The 23,245-nt window shown below is 59.5% G+C and carries 24 protein-coding genes, 1 rRNA gene and 1 pseudogene (1 of these 26 only partly in view); 17 read left to right on the top strand and 9 right to left on the bottom strand.

The features are described 5' to 3' along the window. Positions 1-689: ribosomal RNA gene (locus tag ACZZ0A_RS16275) — 16S ribosomal RNA — on the bottom strand (it extends 848 nt beyond the left edge of the window). A gap of 611 nt (positions 690-1,300) precedes the next feature. Here ACZZ0A_RS16275 and rhtA point away from each other — a divergent pair. Together rhtA and ACZZ0A_RS16285 are read left to right on the top strand one after the other, a co-directional pair. Further along, on the top strand, positions 1,301-2,188 hold the full coding sequence (gene rhtA / locus ACZZ0A_RS16280; protein ID WP_042704914.1) for a threonine/homoserine exporter RhtA: 888 nt from the start codon (positions 1,301-1,303) through the stop codon (positions 2,186-2,188). A gap of 167 nt (positions 2,189-2,355) precedes the next feature. Continuing rightward, entirely contained in the window at positions 2,356-2,637 is a 282-nt protein-coding gene (locus ACZZ0A_RS16285; protein ID WP_007917561.1) for a hypothetical protein, read from the top strand. 1 nt (position 2,638) lies between these two features. Here ACZZ0A_RS16285 and ACZZ0A_RS16290 read toward each other — a convergent pair. Continuing rightward, positions 2,639-3,201 (bottom strand): annotated as a pseudogene (locus tag ACZZ0A_RS16290) (TetR/AcrR family transcriptional regulator). 91 nt (positions 3,202-3,292) lie between these two features. Between ACZZ0A_RS16290 and ACZZ0A_RS16295 the strand changes: the two are divergent. Beyond that, positions 3,293-4,021, top strand: coding sequence for an SDR family oxidoreductase (locus tag ACZZ0A_RS16295; protein WP_463543456.1), 729 nt, complete (start codon positions 3,293-3,295; stop codon positions 4,019-4,021). Positions 4,022-4,058: 37 nt separating this feature from the next. After that, the gene (locus tag ACZZ0A_RS16300; protein ID WP_123375558.1) at positions 4,059-4,655 is read left to right on the top strand and encodes a 2-hydroxychromene-2-carboxylate isomerase; all 597 of its coding nucleotides are present in this window, start codon (positions 4,059-4,061) and stop codon (positions 4,653-4,655) included. A 43-nt stretch (positions 4,656-4,698) separates the two neighbouring features. On the opposite strand, the gene ACZZ0A_RS16305 is transcribed toward ACZZ0A_RS16300, so the two are convergent. The 4 genes from ACZZ0A_RS16305 to ACZZ0A_RS16320 all read right to left on the bottom strand — a co-directional run bounded on the left by ACZZ0A_RS16305 (position 4,699) and on the right by ACZZ0A_RS16320 (position 8,909). Continuing rightward, a complete protein-coding gene (locus ACZZ0A_RS16305) occupies positions 4,699-6,507 on the bottom strand; it encodes an aminopeptidase P family protein (RefSeq protein WP_123375557.1) in 1,809 nt (602 codons plus the stop codon). A gap of 56 nt (positions 6,508-6,563) precedes the next feature. Then, positions 6,564-7,730, bottom strand: coding sequence for an aminotransferase class V-fold PLP-dependent enzyme (locus ACZZ0A_RS16310; protein ID WP_463543457.1), 1,167 nt, complete (start codon positions 7,728-7,730; stop codon positions 6,564-6,566). 205 nt (positions 7,731-7,935) lie between these two features. Further along, on the bottom strand, positions 7,936-8,550 hold the full coding sequence (locus ACZZ0A_RS16315) for a LysE family translocator (protein WP_095113070.1): 615 nt from the start codon (positions 8,548-8,550) through the stop codon (positions 7,936-7,938). 101 nt (positions 8,551-8,651) lie between these two features. Next, a complete protein-coding gene (locus tag ACZZ0A_RS16320; RefSeq protein WP_007917547.1) occupies positions 8,652-8,909 on the bottom strand; it encodes a hypothetical protein in 258 nt (85 codons plus the stop codon). A gap of 389 nt (positions 8,910-9,298) precedes the next feature. Here ACZZ0A_RS16320 and msuE point away from each other — a divergent pair, with 389 nt between their 5' ends. The 4 genes from msuE (at position 9,299) to ACZZ0A_RS16340 (ending at position 13,490) form a co-directional block, all read left to right on the top strand. Further along, positions 9,299-9,862 (top strand): FMN reductase, encoded by a 564-nt coding sequence (msuE, locus tag ACZZ0A_RS16325; RefSeq protein ID WP_007917546.1) that lies wholly within the window; start codon positions 9,299-9,301, stop codon positions 9,860-9,862. Positions 9,863-9,872: 10 nt separating this feature from the next. After that, the gene (ssuD, locus tag ACZZ0A_RS16330) at positions 9,873-11,018 is read left to right on the top strand and encodes an FMNH2-dependent alkanesulfonate monooxygenase (RefSeq protein WP_095113068.1); all 1,146 of its coding nucleotides are present in this window, start codon (positions 9,873-9,875) and stop codon (positions 11,016-11,018) included. Positions 11,019-11,162: 144 nt separating this feature from the next. Next, complete coding sequence (locus ACZZ0A_RS16335; protein WP_007949712.1) at positions 11,163-12,350, top strand: acyl-CoA dehydrogenase family protein; 1,188 nt, start codon at positions 11,163-11,165, stop codon at positions 12,348-12,350. 36 nt (positions 12,351-12,386) lie between these two features. Further along, positions 12,387-13,490, top strand: coding sequence for a sigma-54 interaction domain-containing protein (locus tag ACZZ0A_RS16340; protein WP_007917735.1), 1,104 nt, complete (start codon positions 12,387-12,389; stop codon positions 13,488-13,490). Here ACZZ0A_RS16340 and ACZZ0A_RS16345 read toward each other — a convergent pair. Then, the gene (locus ACZZ0A_RS16345; protein ID WP_463543458.1) at positions 13,487-13,840 is read right to left on the bottom strand and encodes an antibiotic biosynthesis monooxygenase; all 354 of its coding nucleotides are present in this window, start codon (positions 13,838-13,840) and stop codon (positions 13,487-13,489) included. The genes ACZZ0A_RS16340 and ACZZ0A_RS16345 overlap by 4 nt on opposite strands. Before the next feature lie 93 nt (positions 13,841-13,933). Here ACZZ0A_RS16345 and soxR point away from each other — a divergent pair, with 93 nt between their 5' ends. From soxR to ACZZ0A_RS16365, 4 genes are all read left to right on the top strand, one after another. Continuing rightward, positions 13,934-14,386 carry a redox-sensitive transcriptional activator SoxR gene (soxR, locus tag ACZZ0A_RS16350; RefSeq protein WP_007917730.1) on the top strand — a complete coding sequence of 151 codons (453 nt, stop codon included), beginning with the start codon at positions 13,934-13,936 and terminating at the stop codon, positions 14,384-14,386. A gap of 105 nt (positions 14,387-14,491) precedes the next feature. Beyond that, positions 14,492-14,950, top strand: a complete 459-nt coding sequence (locus ACZZ0A_RS16355; RefSeq protein ID WP_095048404.1) for a VOC family protein — start codon at positions 14,492-14,494, stop codon at positions 14,948-14,950. 240 nt (positions 14,951-15,190) lie between these two features. Further along, positions 15,191-16,066 carry an alpha/beta fold hydrolase gene (locus ACZZ0A_RS16360; RefSeq protein ID WP_463543459.1) on the top strand — a complete coding sequence of 292 codons (876 nt, stop codon included), beginning with the start codon at positions 15,191-15,193 and terminating at the stop codon, positions 16,064-16,066. A gap of 24 nt (positions 16,067-16,090) precedes the next feature. Continuing rightward, the gene (locus ACZZ0A_RS16365) at positions 16,091-17,041 is read left to right on the top strand and encodes a LysR substrate-binding domain-containing protein (RefSeq protein WP_463543460.1); all 951 of its coding nucleotides are present in this window, start codon (positions 16,091-16,093) and stop codon (positions 17,039-17,041) included. 135 nt (positions 17,042-17,176) lie between these two features. Here the strand turns inward: ACZZ0A_RS16365 and leuD are convergent, their stop codons facing one another. Together leuD and leuC are read right to left on the bottom strand one after the other, a co-directional pair. Continuing rightward, on the bottom strand, positions 17,177-17,791 hold the full coding sequence (gene leuD, locus ACZZ0A_RS16370; protein WP_463543461.1) for a 3-isopropylmalate dehydratase small subunit: 615 nt from the start codon (positions 17,789-17,791) through the stop codon (positions 17,177-17,179). Next, complete coding sequence (leuC, locus tag ACZZ0A_RS16375; RefSeq protein ID WP_463543462.1) at positions 17,788-19,206, bottom strand: 3-isopropylmalate dehydratase large subunit; 1,419 nt, start codon at positions 19,204-19,206, stop codon at positions 17,788-17,790. Before leuC ends, leuD begins: the two co-directional genes overlap by 4 nt. 406 nt (positions 19,207-19,612) lie before the next feature. Between leuC and ACZZ0A_RS16380 the strand changes: the two genes are divergently transcribed. Genes ACZZ0A_RS16380 through ACZZ0A_RS16400 form a run of 5 tightly spaced genes read left to right on the top strand, consistent with a single transcriptional unit; the run spans position 19,613 to position 23,226 of the window. After that, a complete protein-coding gene (locus ACZZ0A_RS16380; protein ID WP_007917724.1) occupies positions 19,613-20,812 on the top strand; it encodes a PepSY-associated TM helix domain-containing protein in 1,200 nt (399 codons plus the stop codon). After that, positions 20,809-21,351 (top strand): hypothetical protein, encoded by a 543-nt coding sequence (locus ACZZ0A_RS16385; RefSeq protein WP_007917723.1) that lies wholly within the window; start codon positions 20,809-20,811, stop codon positions 21,349-21,351. The genes ACZZ0A_RS16380 and ACZZ0A_RS16385 overlap by 4 nt, the downstream gene beginning before the upstream one ends. Next, positions 21,348-21,689, top strand: a complete 342-nt coding sequence (locus tag ACZZ0A_RS16390) for a hypothetical protein (protein ID WP_007917722.1) — start codon at positions 21,348-21,350, stop codon at positions 21,687-21,689. The genes ACZZ0A_RS16385 and ACZZ0A_RS16390 overlap by 4 nt, the downstream gene beginning before the upstream one ends. Then, positions 21,686-22,261, top strand: coding sequence for a DUF6162 family protein (locus tag ACZZ0A_RS16395; RefSeq protein ID WP_095113061.1), 576 nt, complete (start codon positions 21,686-21,688; stop codon positions 22,259-22,261). The genes ACZZ0A_RS16390 and ACZZ0A_RS16395 overlap by 4 nt, the downstream gene beginning before the upstream one ends. A gap of 35 nt (positions 22,262-22,296) precedes the next feature. Then, positions 22,297-23,226 (top strand): metal ABC transporter substrate-binding protein, encoded by a 930-nt coding sequence (locus ACZZ0A_RS16400; RefSeq protein WP_095113060.1) that lies wholly within the window; start codon positions 22,297-22,299, stop codon positions 23,224-23,226. The last annotated feature ends 19 nt before the right edge of the window (positions 23,227-23,245 follow it).

Below are 23,245 nucleotides of genomic sequence, written 5' to 3' on the forward strand. Positions count from 1 at the left end.
TTCACCGCTACACAGGAAATTCCACCACCCTCTACCATACTCTAGCTCGACAGTTTTGAATGCAGTTCCCAGGTTGAGCCCGGGGATTTCACATCCAACTTAACGAACCACCTACGCGCGCTTTACGCCCAGTAATTCCGATTAACGCTTGCACCCTCTGTATTACCGCGGCTGCTGGCACAGAGTTAGCCGGTGCTTATTCTGTCGGTAACGTCAAAATTGCAGAGTATTAATCTACAACCCTTCCTCCCAACTTAAAGTGCTTTACAATCCGAAGACCTTCTTCACACACGCGGCATGGCTGGATCAGGCTTTCGCCCATTGTCCAATATTCCCCACTGCTGCCTCCCGTAGGAGTCTGGACCGTGTCTCAGTTCCAGTGTGACTGATCATCCTCTCAGACCAGTTACGGATCGTCGCCTTGGTGAGCCATTACCTCACCAACTAGCTAATCCGACCTAGGCTCATCTGATAGCGCAAGGCCCGAAGGTCCCCTGCTTTCTCCCGTAGGACGTATGCGGTATTAGCGTTCCTTTCGAAACGTTGTCCCCCACTACCAGGCAGATTCCTAGGCATTACTCACCCGTCCGCCGCTGAATCCAGGAGCAAGCTCCTCTCATCCGCTCGACTTGCATGTGTTAGGCCTGCCGCCAGCGTTCAATCTGAGCCATGATCAAACTCTTCAGTTCAAACATCTTTGGGTTTTTAAGAAACCCTAAACTTGGCTCAGCAATCGTTGGTTACATCTTTGATTTCTCGCGGAGTAACTTGTGATGCTGATAATCTTGTTGACTATCAGTCTGACTCCACAAGCACCCACACGAATTGCTTGATTCAGTTGTTAAAGAGCGGTTGGTTAAGATCTTTCGTCTCAACCGAGGCGCGCACTCTACAGCAGCCTCATTTGCTGTCAAGTGATTATTTTCAGAAGTTTCGAAGAATTCTTCAACAACTTCAACCACTTGCGCTTCAGATCTCTCCGAAGCGGGAGGCGAATTCTACAGCGTTACACGCTGCTGTCAACACCTCTTTTTCAACTTCCTTTCGGCTTCGATGAACTGAAGCAACTCACTGCCGAAACCTGCATAACTCATTGAATCTCAAGGAGTTTTCCGTTTCGACTGCGCCGGAAGTGGGGCGAATTATAGACATCTGAAATCTGCCGTCAAGCGTTAATTGCGCTTTTCTATCGATCCGGGGAAAAAGGACTCTTCTATATAGACGTAACTCGATCGAATGCGCAGTATATTGCCCAACACCAATAATAATGCCTTGCTCTCACCTTGGACGATGCCACGTAATGAATGACCAGCCACGCTCTCTTGCCTCAATGCTGTTTCCGGTTGGCCTGCTATTAATAGCCATGGCGTCGATCCAGTCAGGAGCTTCTTTGGCCAAAAGCATGTTCCCTATCGTTGGCGCCCAGGGAACCACCACGCTGCGGCTGATCTTCGCCAGCGTGATCATGCTGTTAATACTGCGTCCATGGCGCGCGAGGCTGACCGCCAAATCACTGCGTACAGTCCTCGTCTACGGCATGGCATTGGGCGGCATGAACTTCCTCTTCTATATGTCATTGCAAACGGTGCCGTTGGGAATTGCCGTCGCCCTCGAATTTACCGGGCCACTGGCCGTAGCCATCCTTGCTTCCCGCCGTGCCATCGACTTTCTCTGGATTGCCCTGGCTGCCGCCGGCTTGATGCTGCTGATTCCAACAGGCACAACCAGCGCCGGAATCGATCTGGTGGGCGCCGGGTATGCACTGGGAGCCGGTGTCTGCTGGGCGCTATACATTCTGTTCGGTCAGAAGGCCGGCGCCGATAACGGTGTAACGACGGCAGCTCTGGGGGTAATGATCGCAGCGCTGTTCGTGGCCCCTATCGGCATCGTGCATGCTGGTTCAGCCCTATTGACCCCTTCGTTGATCCCGATTGCCATCGGCGTCGCCATTCTGTCCACCGCCCTGCCCTATACACTGGAGATGGTCGCCCTCACCCGCCTCCCGGCACGCACTTTCGGCACATTGATGAGTATCGAACCGGCCTTCGGAGCCCTCTCAGGCCTGTTGTTCCTGCACGAATTCCTCACACTGTCACAATGGATGGCGATCCTGTGCATTATTCTGGCATCTGTCGGCGCAACCATGACCATGGGGAGTGCTGCGAAACCCGCCATCGCGGCTGATTGAAAGAGGATTCGACGAAGGTCTGGCAATTGACGCGCATTTAGGCCATGTTTAGACCTGTAACCCAATGCCAGACATGGATTTTTTCGGACAGGGATTTCAAAAGCTTAGAGCGCACGCGAACACAGGCAAACCCGAGCATTAGACTCGTGGCCGTTATAAGGACGGTAATGAAACGAATTTTGATACTGATCGCCATACTGGCAGTTGCAGGTTGTGCGGCGACTTCGGAAACTCAGGTAAAACGCGGGAAAAAAGGGCTGCACATCAACTGCTCAGGGCTATCGTCCTCCTGGGACAAGTGCTACGCCAGTGCCGCCAATGCCTGCTTGCCGAAGGGCTACAAGGTCATCGCAAAATCCGGTGACGCCGTGGAAGAGCCCGGCGATTACCCGTTCGGTCTCAATCCTGCGGGCTACACCAGTCGCAGCATGATTGTCATCTGTAAATAGATCAGCGCTGCCCGGCAATCTGCCGGCCAATTTCTTCATGGCTGGACTTCAGCACCGCTTGCTGAACGTCCGGCGTGGCCAACATACGCGCCACCACCAACGCCCCGACGCATTGCGACAGCACCGACCACGCCAGGGTCTCGCTCTCAAGAGTCTGTGCCCAACGCTCCTGAAGCCGGCAAATCCACAGCTCGGCCTGCTCGCGCACCAGAACATCCGATCGGGCAATTTCTGCGCCCAACGCCGGCAACGCGCAACCGGCCTCAGGTTGCTCTACGTGAGCCATGCTCAGGTAGTGCTTGAGACAGCGCTCCAGTCGCTCACGATCCCGCGTGCCCTCCCCCCCAATCGTTCAAGGCTTTGACCCAACTCGCGTTCGACGATGGCAGTGAACAACGCATCTTTCGATGAGAAATGGCTGTAGAACGCCGCACCGCTCAATCCGATAGCCTTCATCAAACCATCAACGCCCACCGTGGAAAAACCGGAACGCTTTGCTGACAGCGCGCTGCTCTGCAGCAGCTTTTCCCGTGTTTCCAACTTGTGACTGGCGGAGTAACGCATGTATTTGCCCTCGAATCGACTGCCTTGACGTTGTCTGGATCCTAGCATAACGTTCGTTCACTTAACGATCGTTTAATAAAGGCAATCACCCATGAATAACAAGAAGGTCGTATTGGTTGTCGGCGCTGGCGATGCCACGGGCGGAGCGATTGCAAAGCGTTTTGCCAAAGAGGGATTCATCGCCTGCGTCACCCGACGCAGCGCCGACAAATTGCAGCCGCTAGTGGACGCGATCAAGGCTGAAGGCGGTGAAGCTCACGGTTTTGCCTGCGATGCGCGCAAAGAAGAAGACGTCATTGCTCTGATTGAAGACATCGAGACTCGCCTCGGTCCGATCGAAGCTTTTGTATTCAATATCGGCGCCAATGTGCCGTGCAGCATTCTTGAAGAAACCGCACGCAAGTATTTCAAGATTTGGGAAATGGCCTGCTTCTCAGGGTTCCTCAATGCCCGTGAAGTGGCCAAACGCATGATCACACGCCAACGCGGCACTATCCTGTTCACCGGTGCCACCGCCGGACTTCGCGGCGCATCCGGGTTTGCCGCCTTCGCCGGAGCCAAACACGGTATCCGCGCGCTGGCACAAAGCATGGCGCGGGAACTGGGGCCAATGAACATCCACGTCGCCCACGTCGTAGTCGATGGTGCGATCGACACCGATTTCATTCGCAACAGTTTCCCAGAGAAGTACGCCACCAAAGATCAGGACGGCATCCTCAACCCCGAGCACATCGCCGAGAACTACTGGTATCTGCACAGTCAGCCACGGGATGCCTGGACGTTCGAGCTGGATCTGCGCCCCTGGAACGAACGCTGGTAAGCCCCCCCGCCATAACAATAACGACAGAGACGCGAAAATGACGAAAACCGTGGAGTTCTATTTCGACCTCGGCAGCCCTGCCACCTACCTGGCCTACACCCAGTTACCGAAGATTTGCGCCGAGACCAACAGCGAGCTGATCTACATCCCGATGCTGCTCGGTGGCGTCTTCAAGGCAACCGGCAACGCTTCACCGGCGATGATTCCGGCGAAGGGTCGGTACATGTTTGAGGATCTGGATCGCTACGCAAAACGCTACGGGGTGCCGCTGAAATTCAATCCGCACTTCCCGATCAACACACTGATGTTGATGCGTGCGGTAACCGGCATCCAGTTGCGTCAGCCAGCACGCTTTCAGGCGTTTATCGATTGTCTGTTCACGGCGCTATGGGTTGAAGGACGCAGCCTCGACGAACCGGCGATTGTCGCTGCTGTGCTGAGCGAACACGGTTTCGATCCGCAGGAAGTACTGGCGCTGAGCAACGATGAATCGGTCAAAGCAGCGCTTAAGGAGAACACCGAAACCGCTGTTAAACGTGGTGTTTTCGGAGCACCCAGCATGTTTATCGGCGATCAACTGTTCTTCGGCCAGGATCGGCTGGACTTCGTTGCGGAAGCCTTGCGCCAAGGCTAAACGATCATTCAGGCGCTGAACACAGCGCCTGAATCCCAGCCGATCAGATCGCCGCAGTACGGGTGTTCAGCCATTCCAGCGCCGCACCCTCAAGCAATGGACTCAAGCGCTCACGCACTTGCGCGTGGTAGGCGTTGAACCACTGTTTCTCTTCTTCAGTCAGCAACGCCGGCAGCAGGCAACGCGTGTCGATCGGGCACAGCGTCAAGGTTTCAAACTTGAGGAATTCTCCGAATTCGCTGCTGCCCGCCTCGCGGTTCATCGCCAGGTTCTCGATCCGCACGCCCCAACGACCCGGACGGTAGGTGCCTGGCTCGATCGAAGTAATCATCCCCGGCTGCATGGCCGTCTGCGGTGCAGGCGCGGCCTGATAAGCGATCACCTGTGGACCTTCATGGACGTTGAGGAAGTAGCCAACGCCATGACCGGTGCCGTGACCGTAATCGACGCTTTCGGCCCAGATCGGCGCACGGGCAATAGCATCGAGCAGCGGCGAGAGAATGCCTTTCGGGAACTGCGCGCGCGACAGGGCAATCACGCCCTTCAACACGCGCGTGCAATCGCGCTTCTGTTCTTCGCTCGGCGTACCAACCGGCACCATTCGCGTGATGTCCGTGGTGCCGCCCAGGTATTGTCCACCCGAGTCGATCAGCAGCAAGCCGTCACCCTCGATCACCGCGTGCTCTTCTTCGGTGGCGTGGTAATGCGGCATGGCGCCATTGGCGTTAAACGCAGCAATGGTGTTGAAACTCAGCGAGACATAATCCGGACGACGCTCACGGGCAGCGGTGAGCTTTTCGTCGATGGTCAATTCGGTAATGCGCTCGCGCCCCCAGGCCGATTCCAGCCAGGCAAAAAACTCGCACAGCGCCGCGCCATCCTGCTCCATCGCTTTGCGAATATGTTCAGCGTCCGCTTCACTTTTCTGCGACTTGGCCAACGTGGTCGGGTTCAGGCCTTCGACCAGCTTCACCGTGCTGTCGAGGTTATCCAGCAAGCCGCTGGTAACGCGCGCCGGATCAACCAACAAACTCGCGCCACTCGGCACGGCACGCAGGGCATCAGCGACTTCGCTGTAATCACGCAACGTCACGCCGTCCGTCTCAAGCACCGAGCGCAAATCTGCGTCGACCTTGCTTAACGCTACGAACAACGTGGCCTGCTGCTGACCGATCAACGCAAACGAAACAAACACCGGGTTGAACGACACATCGCCGCCGCGCAAGTTGAACAACCAGGCAATGTCGTCGAGGGTGGCGATGAAATGCCAGTCAGCGCCGCGCTCTTGCAGGGTTTCGCGTAGCTTGGCCAGTTTCTCGCCACGGCTGACCGTCGCTTGCGGTGGCAGATGCTGATAGATCGGTGCGTTCGGCAGGCTCGGGCGATCGCGCCAGACTTCTTGCAGCAGATCAATGTCGGTGCGCAGACGTGCGCCGCGTGCTTCCAGTTTGCTGCTCAGGGTACGCGCCGAAGCCACGGCCATCACCGCACCGTCAACCGCGACCACACCACCTTCCGGTGTCTGCTCGGCAAGCCAGTCCAGCGGGCTCGGTTGACCCGGTTGCAACTTGACCAGTTCGATGCCGCTGCCCTTGAGTTCTTTGCTCGCCTGCTCCCAGTAACGACTGTCGGCCCAGACGCCGGCGAAATCAGCGGTGACAATCAACGTCCCGACCGAACCATGGAAGCCCGACAACCACTGCCGACCCTGCCAGTAACCCGGCAGATATTCCGACAAATGCGGGTCGGCGGACGGCACCAACAGTGCGTGAATGCCTTCGCGGCGCATCAGTTCACGGGTGTGCGCCAGGCGCTGGGGCACCGATCCTTCGGTCGAGGTCTGGGTACTCATCATGTCTCCTGCTAATCACTTCATCGTTATTGTTCGTCGCCGTTAAATCGGCTCGTTTAAAGCCCTGTCGCCCAGAATGCCGGAGCACTGGCGCAGGCGGTCTTGATCAGTTCGACGGCCTTGTCGATGTCCTCGGCGGTGGTAAAACGGCCGAGGCTCAAGCGAATGGTGCGTCCGGCCAGATGCGCGTCATGCCCCAGCGCCAACAGCACGTGGGATGGCGTGTTACTGGCGGAGTTGCAAGCCGAGGTCGCGGAGAAAGCAATCGAATGGCTCAACGCCGCGCTGTTGAATTCGCCTTCGCTGAAGGTCAGGCTCAAGGTGTGCGGAATGCGCTGAGTGGCACAACCATTCAGGCGCACGCCCGGCAGGCTCAGCAGTTGTTCGAGCAAGCGTTCACGCAGCGCGACGATGGTTTTTTTCTCGACATCGAACGCCTCGGCGGCCAAGGCAAATGCTGCGCCCATCCCGGCAATCTGGTGCGTCGCCAGGGTTCCGGAGCGCAATCCCCCTTCGTGTCCGCCACCGTGAATCTGCGCCTGTAAACGCTGCTGCGCCCGTGGGCCGACGTACAACGCGCCGATGCCTTTGGGACCGTAAAGTTTGTGCGCCGAAAACGACATCAGATCCACCGGCCATTGCCCCAGATCGATGGCCACTTTGCCGGCGCCTTGCGCCGCGTCGACATGGAACAACGCCTCGCGACTGCGCACCACTTCGCCAATCGCTTGAACATCATTGACGGTGCCCAACTCGTTGTTGACCAGCATCAGCGACACCAGAAAGGTGTCCTCACGCATGGCTTCACTGACTGCTTGCGGCGTGATCAGGCCATCGACGTCCGGCACCAGATAAGTCACGGCGATGCCGGCGTCCTGCAACTGGCGGGCGGTATCGAGGATGGCTTTGTGTTCGATCTGACTGGTAATGATGTGGCCGCCGGACACCCCGCGCGCCTGCGCCACGCCTTTGAGGGCGAGGTTATTGGACTCGGTGGCACCGGAGGTCCAGACGATCTGCTCAGGATTGGCGCCGACCAGTTCGGCGACCTGTCGGCGGGCCTGCTCGACCGTGTGTCGGGCTTGCTGGCCGAACGCGTGGGAGCTGGAAGCCGGGTTGCCAAAGTTACCGTGAAACCCCAGACACTCGATCATCACCTGGATGACCCGCTCGTCAACCGGGGTGGTGGCGGCGTAATCGAAATACAACGGACGTGTGTTCATAAAAGACTCGCAGAGCGTGTTCCGGGATCAGGAGGCTCGTGTCTGCAAACGGTACGGCGCAGCCTTGTGAGCTGCGCGCCGGTTCGAGAGCGTCATCAATACCTGATCGGATGCCGTTAAAGAAGAACAACTTCATTTAAAAGTGCGTAGGAACGCTCCTGAAGTCGAGCTTAACAGGCATCCGGCCTGCGGTTGAAGCGATGCGTCAGCTAAAGCTTTCGAGAAGTAACGGATACAGCGAAATCACCAACAGTGCCGCCATGCCCCAGTTGAACACGCGCAACCAGCGCGGATCCTTCAGCACATTGCGCAACAACGTACCGCAGGCGGCCCAGACGCCGACGCTCGGCAGGTTGATGATGGCGAACACTGCAGCAATCACCACGACATTGGTGAAATAGCCCTGCATCGGCGTGTAGGTGCTGATGGCGCCGATGGCCATGATCCACGCCTTGGGATTGACCCACTGAAACGCGGCGGCGCCAAGGTAGCTGATCGGCTTCGCTTCGCCTTCGGCGCTGTCACCGACCGGCCCCGAGTGGGCGATTTTCCACGCCAGATACAACAGATACGCCGCGCCGACATAGCGCAGAACCGTATAGAGAATCGGATAGTTCTGAAACACCGCGCCGAGGCCAAAGCCCACCGCGACTACCAGAACGAAGAAGCCACAGGTAATTCCGAGCATATGCGGGATGGTGCGGTTAAAGCCGAAATTCACCCCCGATGCCAGCAACATGGTGTTGTTCGGCCCCGGCGTAATCGAGGTGACAAGGGCAAACAGGGCGAAGCCCAACAGCAGGTCAAGCGAGAGGGTCATGGCAGGCAATCCATCAGGGTCATTCAGGTGTTGACCCTATCCCACACTGCCCGGCAAGCCCACGGACAGTTGGGTAAAACTTCGAGCAGTACAGTTTGCTTTCAGCTTGGGCGACCGTGCAGCTGTACGGCACGTTCGGCACTCATTTCAGCTTTTTTGTCGAACTGGGTCTGACCGAGTAATTGCGCTTTTTTCGCGTGGTATTCGTCGAAGGACAGGCCGCTGCGATTGAGCGCTTCCATCGCCAATTCGCGGGATTCTTCATCAGTGTAAGGGCGCAGTTCCGGCGAAACGTGTCCGGCACAACCGGCGAGTACGGAGACAGCGAGCAACAGCGAAACGGTCAGTAAACGGTTCATGGGGGCGTCCTGGCGAGCAATGGGAGTCGATGGACAAAGGCTACGCCCGGGCACGCTCGCGCGGAAATCAACGCTCTCAATAGTGGCTATCAGGAATTCGACACAAACTGCCGCATATCTCTTAACGATCTATAAATATCGATTAACGTTATTTTACGGAATAACAAACAGCCTTTATAACTCCAACCATGCGCTGAGCACTGTTGCTCCAGCAACTGTTGCTCAGCCAACAGCGATTCAACAAAGCGCCCTGTTACTCACACGGGCGACCGCCACCCTTACGCTCAACGCCTTGTAAACCGGGGCTTGCGGGAATTGGTACAGCGCTTGCTCAGACTCGGTGACTCATTCACTGCTCGCTGAGCAACTGTTGAAAAAAGGAACTGATCATGTCGCGTCCCCTGAAAGTCGTCGCCCTCTCCGGCGGCACCTGGCGTCCGTCCCGTACTCTGGTGCTGACCCAGGCCTTGCTCGCCGAACTGGCTGGGCACCTGACCATCGAAAGCCATTTGATCGAACTCGGTGATATCGCTCGTCCGCTCGGCGCTGCGCTATCGCGTCAGGAACTCAGTGCGGAAGTTGAAGCCGAGTTGCAGGCCATCGAGCAGGCCGATCTGCTGATTGTTGCCGCGCCGGTTTATCGCGGTTCCTACCCGGGTCTGCTCAAGCATCTGTTCGACCTGATCGACCTCAACGCCCTGATCGACACCCCGGTGCTGCTCGCTGCTACCGGCGGCAGCGAACGCCATGCGCTGGTCCTCGATCACCAGTTGCGCCCGCTGTTCAGCTTCTTCCAAGCCATGACGTTGCCGATCGGCGTGTACGCCACCGAAGCCGACTTCGCCGATTACCAGATCACCAGCGAACTGTTGAAGGCGCGCATCCGCCTCGCCGCCGAACGCGCGGCGCCGCTGTTCGCCACACAAATCAAACCCTTGCTGAAAATCGCCTGAGGAGCCGTTCATGGATGTTTTCTGGTTCCTGCCGACCCACGGCGATGGCCACTATCTGGGCACCACTCAAGGCGCGCGCCCGGTCACGCTCAATTATCTGAAACAGGTGGCGCAGGCCGCTGACAGTCTCGGCTACCACGGCGTGCTGATTCCCACCGGGCGCTCCTGCGAAGACTCGTGGGTGATCGCCTCGGCGCTGGTGCCGCTGACTGAACGCCTGCGTTATCTGGTGGCGATCCGTCCGGGGATCATCTCGCCGACAGTCTCGGCGCGCATGGCTGCGACGCTTGATCGCCTGTCCAACGGGCGCTTGTTGATCAACGTGGTGACCGGCGGCGATCCAGATGAAAACCGTGGCGACGGCAGTTTCCTCAGCCACGCCGAGCGCTATGAAGTCACCGATGAATTCCTGAAGATCTGGCGTCGCGTGTTGCAAGGCGAAGCGGTGGATTTCGACGGCAAGCACCTGAAGGTGCAGAACGCCAAAGCGCTGTATCCGCCTGTGCAGAAACCCTATCCGCCGCTGTACTTCGGCGGCTCTTCCGATGCCGCGCATGATCTGGCCGCCGAACAGGTCGACGTCTATCTGACCTGGGGCGAACCACCGGCCGCCGTCGCGGAAAAACTCGCCGACGTGCGCGAACGCGCGGCGCGGCATGGGCGCAAGGTGAAGTTCGGCATCCGCCTGCATGTGATCGTGCGCGAGACCGCCGAAGAGGCCTGGAAAGCCGCCGACAAACTGATCGAACACATCAGCGACGAAACCATTGAAGCGGCGCAGAAATCCTTTTCGCGCTTCGACTCCGAGGGTCAGCGGCGCATGGCCGCATTGCACGATGGCCGTCGCGACAACCTCGAGATCGCCCCGAACCTGTGGGCCGGCGTCGGTCTGGTGCGCGGCGGTGCCGGTACGGCATTGGTCGGCGATCCGCAGCAAGTGGCGGCGCGGATCAAGGAATACGCGGATCTGGGCATCGAGAGTTTCATCTTCTCCGGTTACCCGCATCTGGAAGAGGCTTACCGCTTTGCCGAGCTGGTGTTCCCGCTGTTGCCCGAGCCTTATGCGAGTCTGGCCGGGCGTGGCGTGACCAATCTGACCGGGCCGTTTGGCGAAATGATTGCCAATGATGTGTTGCCCACAAAAGCCACTGCCTGAACCAAATCCCTTGTGGGAGCGAGCCTGCTCCGGGCGGCGCTCCGACGTATGCGGTGGGTCATTCAACGATGATGTCGATTGTGCCGACCTCATCGCGAGCAGGCTCACTCCTACAGGGAATGCGTCGATTTCGAGGAACACCGTGTGACCGCTAAACCACAAAGTACTTTGTTATCCCCGCTGCAGACCGCCCGCCAACTGGCCGCCGAATTTGCCCTGACCGCCGTCGAACGCGACGAACGTGGCGGCACACCGAAGGCCGAGCGCGATGCCCTGCGCGACAGCGGCCTGCTGGCCCTGAGCATTCCCACCCGCTACGGCGGCCTCGGCGCGAGCTGGAGCGAAACCCTGCAGGTCGTTCGCGAGTTCGCCAAGGTCGACAGCTCGATTGCTCACGTCTTCGGTTTCCATCATTTGATGCTCGCCACCGTGCGCCTGTTTTCCCGGCCGGAACAATGGCAGCCGTGGTTCGAACAGACCGCGCGGCAGAACTGGTTCTGGGGCAACGCACTGAACCCGCTCGACACCCGCACCGTGGTCAAGGACCTCGGCGGCTGGCGCGAGTTTTCCGGGAAGAAAAGCTTCTGCTCCGGCGCCAGTGATTCACAAATGCTGATCGCTTCGGCGGTCGATGAAAGTGCCGGCGGCAAATTGCTGATCGCGGCGATTCCCAGCGGCCGCAGTGGCATCACCCTGCACAACGACTGGAACAATATCGGCCAGCGTCAGACCGACAGCGGCAGCGCTACGTTTGAACGGGTCCGGGTCGAAGAGTCGGAACTGCTGCTCGATCCCGGCCCGCTGAGCACGCCGTTTGCGTGCTTGCGACCGCTAATCGCGCAGCTGACCTTCACGCATATGTTTCTCGGAATTGCCGAAGGCGCTTTCGAGGAGGCGCGGCAATACACCCTCAGCGAAACCCGACTCTGGCATAAATCCTCGGCGCGCGATGTGCGTGAAGATCCGTACGTGCTCGCCCATTACGGCGAGTTCTGGGTGGCGCTGGAAGGCATCCGCCTGTTGGTCGAACGCGCGGCGGCGTTGCTCGATGAGGCCTGGGCCAAAGGCGCGAATCTCAGTGCCGAAGAGCGCGGCCAAGTCGCGACAGCGATTGCCACCGCGAAAGTTGCCGCCAGCCGTCAGGGCCTGGAGATTTGCAGCCGTTTGTTCGAAGTGACCGGCGCGCGCTCCACTCACGCGTCCCTGCGCCTCGATCGCCACTGGCGCAACCTGCGCACGCAAACCCTGCACGACCCGCTGGACTACAAACTCCATGAGTTGGGCGACTGGGCGCTGAATCAGTCGCTGCCGGTGCCGACCTTCTATTCCTGACCTGCCTGCATTTGAACTAAAAAGAAGGACGAGCCCATGCAACTGCTGACCCTACCGCCCTCCCCCGCGCTCGCCACGTCCATCCGCGCCACTGCGCAGGTGTTCGAGGACCCGAAGTCCCAGGCCCTGCTCGCGCATTTACAGCAGGTCGCGCCGAGTGAAGCGAGTGTGCTGATCATCGGCGAGACCGGTACCGGCAAAGAACTGGTAGCGCGGCATATTCATAACCTCAGCAATCGCCGTCATCGGCCGTTTATCGCGGTCAATTGCGGGGCGTTTTCCGAATCACTGGTGGAAGCGGAGTTGTTCGGTCATGAAAAAGGCGCGTTCACTGGCGCGCTGAGCGCCAAGGCCGGATGGTTCGAGGAAGCGGATGGTGGCACCTTGTTTCTCGATGAGATCGGCGATCTGCCGATGGCGATTCAGGTGAAGTTGCTGCGGGTTTTGCAGGAACGCGAAGTGGTGCGACTGGGCTCGCGCAAAAGCATTCCCATCGATGTGCGGGTGCTGGCAGCGACCAACGTGCAGTTGGAAAAAGCCATCAACGCCGGCCATTTCCGCGAGGATCTGTATTACCGCCTCAACGTGGTCAATCTGGAACTGAGCCCGTTGCGCGAGCGTCCTGGCGACATACTGCCGCTGACCCGCCATTTCATCGAGGCCTACAGCCAACGCCTCGGTTACGGGCGGGTCAGCATCAGCCCCGGCGCCGAACACAAACTGCGCGCTTACAGTTGGCCGGGCAATATTCGCGAGCTGGAGAACGTCATCCATCACACCTTGCTGATCTGCCGCAACGGCGTGATCGAACGCGATGATTTGCGTCTGTCGAACCTGCGCATCGAACGCCCGGACGATCATCACAGCAGTGCCGATGATTCACCGGAGGCCTTACTGGAACAGGCCTTTCAAAAACTCTTCGCGCAACAGGCCGGCGCGTTGCACGAAAAAGTCGAAGACGCTTTGCTGCGCGCGGCGTATCGCTTCTGCCATTACAACCAGGTGCACACCGCCGCGTTGCTCGGTCTGAGCCGCAACGTCACCCGCACGCGACTGATCAAGATCGGCGAACTGGCGGTAAACAAGCGGCGGCTCACGGAGAATCTGCAGGGCGAACGCCTGATCCAGTTGTCGATCTAGCCGACCAGGTGGCAATGCAGCGCATCGTCGTGACTGCGGGCGATGCTGCTCAGCACCTGAAACGAGTTGAAGGTGACGGTTTTCGCCTGATGGGTGTGAATCAGTTGCCAGAAGTCCTGCTCGCCGCTTTCGAAGCTGCGAAAGGCCGCCTCCCCCGCCTCGCGGGTCTGCCATTGCAGAAAACTCAACACGCGCCGGCCGTCATCGCTGGCCTGCACACTGGCGCTGACAAAACCGGCATAACGTTGCGCCAGGCGCTCGGTTTGCATTGATAGTGCAGTGACCAAGGCGGGTTGTTGGCGTGGTTCGATTTCGAATTCGATCAATTGGGTAAAACTGCGGTTGTTCATGGAATGCCCCCACTCAGCGTAAGACGAGCCTTGCGACTCGAAGACCTGCAGGGTAAAACCTCTAGTTAAGTCAAGGTCAAGAGCTGTCTTCAAATGATCAGCAAAGAAAATGTGCACAAACAGTTAACGGTTGGTGAAGTCGCAGCGCGCAGTGGCGTGGCCGTCACCGCCCTGCACTTTTATGAATCCAAAGGCCTGATCAAGAGCCAGCGCAATGCCGGCAATCAGCGGCGCTATCCGCGCGAAGTACTGCGCCGCGTAGCGTTGATCAAAGTCGCGCAGCGGCTGGGGATTCCGCTGGCGGAAATTGGCGAGGCATTGAAAATCCTCCCGGAGGATCGTGCGCCCAGCGCGGCAGACTGGAAAATCCTCTCACAGCAATGGCGACAGGAACTGGACGCGCGGATCGAGCAACTGACGCTGCTGCGCGATCGGCTCAATGGCTGCATCGGTTGTGGCTGTTTGTCGATGGAGGCCTGTCCGCTGCGCAATCAGGGCGATGTACTCGGCGAACAAGGGCCTGGCCCGCATTTTCCAAAGGATTGACTGCTCGTCGGGCAAAAGTCTGCACGGCGAGGACGGTTCTATAGTGAATCTTCCACAAATTCGGTGGAGTCCTGTCCCATAGAACAACAATTCAGGGAGAACGTCATGAGCGTCAAACCCATTCCCGAGGGGTATCACAGCATTACCCCGTATCTCGGCATCCACAAAGCCGCCGAGGCCATCGACTTCTATAAAACAGCCTTCGGCGCCACCGAGGTCATGCGTCTGGCCATGCCTGACGGCGGCATCGGCCACGCCGAACTGCGCATCGGCGACAGCGCGATCATGCTCGGTTCGCCGTGCGATCAGGGGCCACTGAGCAATCCGGATCAAGCAGTGTCGGTTGGTTTGCATCTGTATGTGACTGATGTCGACAAATCGTTTCAAAGGGCGCTGGAGGCCGGGGCGACGACGGTGTCCGAGGTCAAGGATCAGTTTTACGGGGATCGCAGCGGGACGTTGAAGGACCCGTATGGGCATCTGTGGTTTCTCGCCTCACGCAAGGAGGATCTGACCGAGGAGCAGATCAAACAGCGGGCGATGGAGATGTTTAGCCAAGGCTGATTTTTTCTGTGTGTTCAATGGCCTCATCGCGGGCAAGCCCGCTCCCACAGGGTTTTGTGGTTGGACATAGATCGTGACCACACCAAAGATCCCTGTGGGAGCGGGCTTGCCCGCGATGGGGCCGGAACGGCCAACACCCATCACACTTCATGAACCTGCCGACCACGCTTTGCCCCTTGCCGCGAATCCCGGACAATTTCAGGATGCAGCCAACCAGAACCCTGAAAAAGGATCAGCCCGATGTTTGCCGGATTCCGCAAAGACCAGCGCCACGTCAACGGCGTCGACATTGCCTACCGCCTCGGCGGCAGCGGCCCGGGCCTGTTGCTGTTGCACGGGCACCCGCAGACCCACGTGATCTGGCACAAGATTGCCGAACAACTGGCCGAACACTTCAGCGTGGTCGCCGCCGACCTGCGCGGTTACGGCGACAGCAGTCGCCCGGCCGCCGATGAGCTGCACGTTAATTACTCGAAACGCGAAATGGCCCGCGACAATGTCGAGTTGATGCAGGCGCTGGGCTTCGAGCAGTTTTCGATTCTCGCTCACGACCGTGGCGCGCGGGTCGCCCATCGCCTCGCCCTCGATCACCCGGATGCCGTGCAACGGATGATGCTGCTCGACATCGCGCCAACCCTGTCGATGTACGCGCAAACCAACGAAGCCTTTGCTCGCGCGTATTGGCACTGGTTCTTCCTGATCCGCCCGGCGCCATTGCCGGAAACCTTGCTCGAAGCCAATCCCGAAAGTTATCTGCGCAGCGTCATGGGCAGCCGCAGCGCCGGGCTCAAGCCGTTTACCGATGCAGCCTTCGGCGAATACCTGCGCTGCCTGCAACAACCGGGCAGCGCCCGTGGCATCTGCGAAGACTATCGCGCCAGCGCCAGCATCGATCTTGAGCACGACCGCGCCAACATCGCTGCCGGGCATCACCTGAGTCTGCCGCTGCGCGTGTTGTGGGGCGCCGAAGGCACCGTCGGCCGTTGCTTCGATCCGCTCAAGGAATGGCAACACGTGGCGACTGACGTCAGCGGTCAGGCATTGCCCGCCGGCCATTACCTTGCCGAAGAAGTCCCTGAACTGTTGCTTGGCGAAGCACTGGCCTTTTTGCGCTGAGCCGAGCCGCCGGATCTCGGTGCTATGCTGGCGGCTTCTGCCGCCAGTGTTCGTTTTGACATGCCACAGAAGAAAGACAGCGTGCCCCTGCCCGAAGACCTGCGCGTGCTACTCACCGTGATCCGCAAGAACGGCTTTGCCGCCGCAGCGGATGAACTCGGCCTGTCGCCGGCCTATGTCAGCAAACGCATCCAGATTCTTGAAACCACCCTTGGCACTCGCCTGCTGCACCGCACCAGTCGTCGCGTCTCGCTGACCGAGGACGGCGAACGGGTGCAGCGCTGGGCGTTGCGCATTCTCGATGACTTCCAGCAACTGCACGACGAACTGTCCGACGCCCACGACAGCCCGCGTGGGCGTTTGCACCTCTGCAGCAGTTTCGGTTTCGGTCGCAATCATGTGGCGCCGGCGGTGTCGCTGCTGGCCGAACGTTATCCAGACCTGGAGATTCGCCTCGACCTGTTCGACCGGGTGGTGGACATCATCAACGAAGGCTTCGACCTGGAGATCCGCGTCGGCGATGACCTGCCCGGCCAGCACATCGGTCGACGCCTGGTCAGTAATCGACGAGTGCTATGCGCGGCTCCCGATTATCTGCAACGCCGCGGCACGCCGCAGACGCTGGACGAATTGCAACAGCACGATTGCCTGGTGATCAAAGAGCGCGACAACGCCTTCGGCATCTGGCATCTGGATCGCGACGGCGGGCAAGAGAGCGTGCGGGTCAGCGGGCCGTTGTCGTCCAACAACGGCGAGATTGTTTTGCAGTGGGCACTGGACGGGCGTGGGGTGTTGTTGCGCTCGCTGTGGGATGTGAAACCGCTGCTGGAGCAAGGACGCTTGGTGCAGGTGCTGGACGATTACAGCCAGAGCGCCAATGTCTGGGCGGTGTACCCGACACGGCTGGCGCATTCGGGGAAGTTGCGCGCGTGTGTGGAGTTTTTGCAGGCGCATTTCAAAGGATTGTCGCTGTAGCTCAAAACACCACAAAAACCTGTGGGAGCTGGCTTGTCGGAACGCCGCATCGCAGCGATGGCGTCAGCTCAGCCAACACAAATGCTGGAAGTGCCGGCCTCATCGCTGGCAAGCCAGCTCCCACAGGTTATGCGTTCAGCCTAACCAAGGGTTACTGGCCAAATGCTCGCGTTCGAAATCTTTGATCTGTTCGCGCCGTTGCAGGGTGCTGCCGATGGCATCCAGGCCGAGCAGCAACGCGGTTTTGCGCAGGTTATCAATCTGGAAATCGATCACGCTGCCATCCGCCAGACTAATCCGCTGCGCCTCCAGATCAATGCTGACCCGCGCCGTTTCAGGCTCACCGACAAGCTGTCCAATGCGCTGCACCTGTACCTCTTCCAGGGTGATCAACAACACGCCGTTACGCTGGCAATTGTCATAGAAAATCCCGGCAAAGCTGCTGCCGATCAACGCGCGGATGCCCATCTGCTGCAGGCCCCACACCGCGTGTTCACGGCTGGAACCGCAGCCGAAATTGGGCCCGACCACAAGAAAGTTCGCACCTTTCCAGGCGGGCTGGTTCAGCACGAACTCAGGGTTGGGCGTGCCATCGCGCTGAAACCGCAGATCGAAAAACAGTCCGCGATCCAGCCCGTTTCTATCGATGCCCTTGAGAAACTGCTTGGGCATGATCACGTCGGTATCAACGTTCGCTGCCAGTAACGGCGCAGCCTGGCCAATGACTAGAGTGAAAGGTTGCAGGCTCATGGGCGTACTCCAAAGTGGCGGATATCGGTGAGTCGACCGCTGATCGCTGCGGCGGCGACCATCGCCGGGCTCATCAAATGAGTGCGCGCGCCGGCGCCCTGACGGCCTTCAAAGTTGCGGTTGGTGCTGGATGCGCAGCGGTCGCCGGGGGCAAGTACGTCGTCGTTCATCGCCAGGCACATCGAGCAGCCGGACTGACGCCATTCGAACCCGGCGTCGATAAAGATCTGCGCCAGCCCTTCGGCCTCGGCCTGCGCGCGAACTTCGCTGGAGCCGGGGACGATCATTGCGCGTACATGCCCGGCCACGTGCTGACCGCGTACGACGCCGGCGGCATCGCGCAAGTCTTCGATTCGCGCGTTGGTGCACGAGCCGATAAAGGCGTGGCTGATAACAATGTCGCTGAGCGCCATGCCCGCTTCGAGGCCCATGTAGTTGAGGGCGCGGCGCATGTCCTGGCGCAGGATCGGATCGCTGATCGCTTGCGGATCCGGCACCCGCGCACCGATCGCGGCGGCCTGATCGGGGCTGGTGCCCCAGGTGACCATCGGTTCAAGAATGCTGGCATCCAGGTGAATCTCGCGGTCAAACAGCGCACCGGGATCACTGCGCAGTTCGCGCCACTTCTTCACGCCCCGTTCCCACAACTCACCTTGCGGCGCGCGCGGCTTGCCCTTGAGATAGGCGAAGACCTTTTCATCCGGGGCCATGAACGCGCCGCGCGCACCGGCCTCGACAGCCATGTTGCAGATGGTCATGCGCGCTTCAACGCTCAAGGCATCGATAGTCGAGCCGCAGAACTCGATCGCGTAACCGCTGGCCCCGGACGCGCCGATGCGACCGATCAGGGCCATGATCACGTCTTTGGACGTCAGGCCCGCTGTCAACTCGCCGTCGACGGTCACGCGCAGGCTTTTCAGACGTTTGTAGACCAGCGTCTGCGAGGCCAGCAGGTGTTCGATCTCGGAGGTGCCGATGCCAAAACCGAAAGCGCCGAGTGCGCCATAGGTGGTGGTATGGCTGTCGCCGGCGGCGATGACCATGCCGGGCAGAATGAACCCCTGCTCGGGAGCGATCACGTGTTCAATGCCCTGACGTTTGTCGAGGATGTCCAGCAACTCGATGCCGAAGTCCCGGCAATTCTCCGCCAGATACGAGACTTGCCGGGCGCCGCCGGCATCAGGCATTGCCGCGATGCGCACAGGCGTGGTCGGGTTGACGTGATCGACCACCGCCAGCGCCGTGCCCGGACGCCAGACCCCGCGCCCGGCGGCACGCAAACCGCTGAACGCCTGCGGGCTGGTGTATTCGTTGATCACCTGACGATCGATATACAAGAGGACATGGCCTTGATCGTCGAGGCGGCACACCGTGTGCGAATCGATGTGTTTGTCATAGAGGGTTCTGGCGGTCATCAAGGCGCTCACTCAGGGAAATCAGGTGATTCCCATCATAGGGAGCGCGGGTCGGCCATCAATTGGCAGACAGTGATGGCGTGGATCATGAATCGTGTTTGATCTGCCGATCAGCGAAACCCTGTAGGAGCTGTCGAGTGCAACGAGGCTGCGATCTTTTGATCTTGTTTTTAAAGATCAGGATCAAAAGATCGCAGCGTGCCGCAGCTCCTACAGTGGGATCTGTCAAACCCTGCGAATTGGGAAACATTTGCTTTCATATCATCTTTCGGGATTTTCCTCGCTCATCCGTCCTATAGAGATGCAGGCCGTTCGCGTAGGCAAAAGCCACGTCCGGTCTTTCCGGGTCCCCGTGCTGCGAAGCCCGTAGCCAGGCACCCTTTCACCGCTATCAAGACGCGCAATCATGTCGAAGAAATCCCGCTCCAAACTGTGGTTCCTCGTTCATAGCTGGCTGGCGTTACCGATCTGGTTCTTTGTCCTGATCGTCTGTGTCACCGGCACACTGGCGGTGGTCAGTCAGGAAATCGTCTGGCTGGCCAACCCGCAGATGCGCGCCAGCCAGCCTGCGGAGGATGCGCCGCTGCTCAGCTATGACCAGATCATGGCAGCGATCAAAAAAGCCGAACCGCAGACCCTCGTTGAAAGCATCAGTCGCCCCGATGAGTCACACTTCGCGCTCGACGTTGCGGTCAGTTATCCGGACGGTCGTTCGCAGACGGTCTACGTCAATCCTTACACCGGGGTGATCCAGGGCCCTGCGCCGACCTTCGATTTCAAAGCCTTCACCCGGGCTCTGCATGGCTGGTGGCTGGTGCCGTTCACCAATGGCTTCAGTTGGGGCTGGTATCTGGTGTCGTTCCTCGGCGTGCCGATGCTGGTCTCGTTGATCACCGGTCTGGTGGTCTACAAGCGCTTCTGGAAGGGTTTTCTGCGCCCGACCCTGCGCGTGCGCCACGGCGCACGGATTTTCTGGGGTGACTTCCATCGGCTGTGCGGTATCTGGTCGATCTGGTTCATTGCAGTGATTTCCATCACTGGCATCTGGTTTCTGATTCGGGCGATTCTGTTCGATAACCAGATCGCCATCTCCAGCGAGCCGATCATTCCGGCGATGTCCCGCGAAAGCGTGCCGATCTCTGCCGCCGGCACCCCGCCGCCACGGATCAGCCTGGACCGTGCCGTCGAGCTCGCGCAAGAGAAGATTCCGGGGCTGGAAGCCAGTTTCGTCAGCCTGCCGGGCAACGCCTACAGCCACATGAGCGTCGGCGGGCGCGGCTGGTATCCGCTGATGTTCCAGACCGCCACGCTCAATCCGTACAACGGCGACATCGCCGCTTCACGGTTGCTGTCCGATCGCTCGTCGCTGGAGTTCGTCACCGAGTCCATGCGACCACTGCACACCGGGGATTTCGGCGGCATCTGGATCAAGCTGATCTGGTTCTTCTTCGGTTTGATCCTGAGCATGATGATCCTCAGCGGCTTGTTGATCTGGACCAAACGCACCGCCCTGGCCACCGCCAATGCGTTGAAGCGCGAAGACAAGAAAAACCGCATCAAGGCACAACCGGCCATGAGCCGTGAAACCTCGGAGGCCAGCCTGTGAGCAAGTCCATCACCAAGGCCCAACCTTCTCGACTGGCGCGTTTCTGGCACAGATGGCGCTTCCACATCAATGTTCTGCTGCTGTTGATCCCGCTGGGTTTCATGCCCAAGTACTTCGCCGACGCCTCGCTGTTTCGCGGTGACAGCGGCTTGGGCCAGCACGAGATCGGCACTGTCCAGGTCGGGCCATGGAGCCTGCGCCTGGCCGAGTTACGCAACGAAGCACCGGTGCTGACCGGTCCGGCCGGCTACATGAAAGACTTCAGCGCCGCGCTGTGCGATGCCTGTGTCGATCAGGTCAAGGCGACCTACCTGCGCATCGGCAAGCCACGCAGCCTGCGCGCCGCCGGCAGCATTTTCTTCGGCACGCCTTATCGCATGGGCACGCAAATGCCGATCCCGGAGAAAACCAGAGCCGACGCCGAACTGTGGATCACCATGGAAGGCTGGGACGGCAGCATGCACCAGGCTTCGATTCCCCTGAGTCAGGCCTCCCCCGCCACCTTCGCCTGGCTGAACAAACAAGGAGTCAAACCATGACTTGCTCTCAACGCCCTTCTCGCCTGCGCCTGAAGGCCGCGCTGCTGGTGCTCGGCGCCGGCTTCAGTGCCAGCGCTCTGGCGCATAACCCGATGTGCGAATGCAAAGCCATCGACGCCGAGCAGATCAAATGCACCGGTGGGTTCTCCGACGGCAGCGGCGCGCCGGGGGTGACCCTCGATGTGATCGGCTACGACGAAACCATTCTGGTGCCGGGCAAGCTCGGCAGTGACTCGACCCTGACCTTCAAGAAGCCTGGCGCCGAGTTCTACGTGCTGTTCGACGCAGGTCCAGGCCACGTTGTGGAAATCGACCAAGCGGATATCGAAGCCCCATGAGTACGCCAACCACACAAATCGTGCGTCCGGCCGGCGCCGGTCATGAAACCCTCAATGTGCTGCTGTTGTGCCTGTTGATTCTGGCAGTCGCCGGTTCCGTGGTCGCGTGGCGCGGGGTTTCCCATGAGCCGGAGCCGGTTGCGTCCAATCAACTCGACGCCCGTCGCGACCTCAGTGCTGCCGAGCAAGGCATCTACGCCGACCTGCGGGTGACCCTCGACGAAATCCGCCTGCTGCGCGAAGAACAGCAAGCCCTGCCGACGCCGCAGAATCTGGCCGACGAAGGCTTTGCCCCGTTTGCCCAGGATGCGAGTTCGGTCAGCCGTGGGGGTCATGCCTGGCAGTTGCTGGCGAACACCGCGTATGTCGGTCAAAGCCAGAATCCGACTGTCGCTGGCTCGTTCGTCATGCTGCTGAGTACCGATGACAAGGCTGCGCCGGACATCTGGCTCAACCGTGATGCCGCCGCTCAAGCCCCGGCGCAACTGAATGCGGCGGCGCTGTCCGCTGCTGGCTGGAAACAGATCGTCGCGCAATACGATGCCGGGGTTACCCGCGAACATCGCCATTGATTCCTCGCCCTACTCCGAGAGAAGACCGCTTGCCCATGTCTATTTCATCGCCTCGCCGTCCGTTGTTACGCCTGTTTTTAGTGGGCCTGTGTGCCTGCCTGCTGAGCCCGCTGGCCAGCGCCGATCAGGCCAAGCGCCTGCGCATCGGCATCACCCTGCACCCGTATTACAGCTACGTGGCGAACATCGTCGGCGACAAGGCCGAAGTGGTGCCGCTGATCCCGGCCGGTTTCAATCCGCACGCCTACGAGCCTCGGGCCGAGGACATCAAACGCATCAGCGGGCTGGATGTGATCGTGCTCAACGGTGTCGGTCATGACGACTTCGCCGACCGCATGATCGCCGCCAGCGAAACGCCGAACATCAAAACCATCGAAGCCAACGAAAACGTTCCGCTGCTGGCCGCCACCGGCGTTGCCGCGCGCGGGGCCGGCAAAGTGGTGAATCCGCACACGTTCCTGTCGATCAGCGCCTCCATCGCTCAGGTCAACAACATCGCCCGCGAACTGGGCAAACTCGATCCGGACAACGCCAAGACCTATACACAGAACGCCCGCGCCTACGGCAAGCGCCTGCGGCAGATGCGCGCCGACGCGCTGGCAAAACTGACTCAAGCGCCGAATGCCGAACTGCGCGTGGCCACGGTACACGCGGCTTACGACTATCTGTTGCGTGAGTTCGGCCTGGAAGTGACCGCCGTGGTCGAACCGGCCCACGGCATCGAGCCAAGCCCAAGCCAGTTGAAGAAGACCATCGACCAATTGCGTGAACTGGACGTGAAAGTGATCTTCTCGGAGATGGATTTCCCCTCCACCTACGTCGAAACGATTCAGCGTGAATCCGGCGTGAAGCTGTATCCGTTGTCGCACATTTCCTACGGCGAATACACCGCCGACAAATACGAAAAGGAAATGACCGGCAACCTCAATACCGTGGTGCGGGCGATTCAGGAGTCTGGCGCATGACTTCCAGAGAAAACCTTTC

It is taken from the genome of Pseudomonas sp. AC242, assembly GCF_979258655.1.

Coding starts and splice junctions, on each gene's coding strand:
- rhtA (WP_042704914.1), top strand. CDS start 1,301: ATGAATGACCAGCCACGCTCTCTTGCCTCAATGCTGTTTCCGGTTGGC.
- ACZZ0A_RS16285 (WP_007917561.1), top strand. CDS start 2,356: ATGAAACGAATTTTGATACTGATCGCCATACTGGCAGTTGCAGGTTGT.
- ACZZ0A_RS16295 (WP_463543456.1), top strand. CDS start 3,293: ATGAATAACAAGAAGGTCGTATTGGTTGTCGGCGCTGGCGATGCCACG.
- ACZZ0A_RS16300 (WP_123375558.1), top strand. CDS start 4,059: ATGACGAAAACCGTGGAGTTCTATTTCGACCTCGGCAGCCCTGCCACC.
- ACZZ0A_RS16305 (WP_123375557.1), bottom strand. CDS start 6,507: ATGAGTACCCAGACCTCGACCGAAGGATCGGTGCCCCAGCGCCTGGCG.
- ACZZ0A_RS16310 (WP_463543457.1), bottom strand. CDS start 7,730: ATGAACACACGTCCGTTGTATTTCGATTACGCCGCCACCACCCCGGTT.
- ACZZ0A_RS16315 (WP_095113070.1), bottom strand. CDS start 8,550: ATGACCCTCTCGCTTGACCTGCTGTTGGGCTTCGCCCTGTTTGCCCTT.
- ACZZ0A_RS16320 (WP_007917547.1), bottom strand. CDS start 8,909: ATGAACCGTTTACTGACCGTTTCGCTGTTGCTCGCTGTCTCCGTACTC.
- msuE (WP_007917546.1), top strand. CDS start 9,299: ATGTCGCGTCCCCTGAAAGTCGTCGCCCTCTCCGGCGGCACCTGGCGT.
- ssuD (WP_095113068.1), top strand. CDS start 9,873: ATGGATGTTTTCTGGTTCCTGCCGACCCACGGCGATGGCCACTATCTG.
- ACZZ0A_RS16340 (WP_007917735.1), top strand. CDS start 12,387: ATGCAACTGCTGACCCTACCGCCCTCCCCCGCGCTCGCCACGTCCATC.
- ACZZ0A_RS16345 (WP_463543458.1), bottom strand. CDS start 13,840: ATGAACAACCGCAGTTTTACCCAATTGATCGAATTCGAAATCGAACCA.
- soxR (WP_007917730.1), top strand. CDS start 13,934: ATGATCAGCAAAGAAAATGTGCACAAACAGTTAACGGTTGGTGAAGTC.
- ACZZ0A_RS16355 (WP_095048404.1), top strand. CDS start 14,492: ATGAGCGTCAAACCCATTCCCGAGGGGTATCACAGCATTACCCCGTAT.
- ACZZ0A_RS16360 (WP_463543459.1), top strand. CDS start 15,191: ATGTTTGCCGGATTCCGCAAAGACCAGCGCCACGTCAACGGCGTCGAC.
- ACZZ0A_RS16365 (WP_463543460.1), top strand. CDS start 16,091: ATGCTGGCGGCTTCTGCCGCCAGTGTTCGTTTTGACATGCCACAGAAG.
- leuD (WP_463543461.1), bottom strand. CDS start 17,791: ATGAGCCTGCAACCTTTCACTCTAGTCATTGGCCAGGCTGCGCCGTTA.
- leuC (WP_463543462.1), bottom strand. CDS start 19,206: ATGACCGCCAGAACCCTCTATGACAAACACATCGATTCGCACACGGTG.
- ACZZ0A_RS16380 (WP_007917724.1), top strand. CDS start 19,613: ATGTCGAAGAAATCCCGCTCCAAACTGTGGTTCCTCGTTCATAGCTGG.
- ACZZ0A_RS16390 (WP_007917722.1), top strand. CDS start 21,348: ATGACTTGCTCTCAACGCCCTTCTCGCCTGCGCCTGAAGGCCGCGCTG.
- ACZZ0A_RS16395 (WP_095113061.1), top strand. CDS start 21,686: ATGAGTACGCCAACCACACAAATCGTGCGTCCGGCCGGCGCCGGTCAT.
- ACZZ0A_RS16400 (WP_095113060.1), top strand. CDS start 22,297: ATGTCTATTTCATCGCCTCGCCGTCCGTTGTTACGCCTGTTTTTAGTG.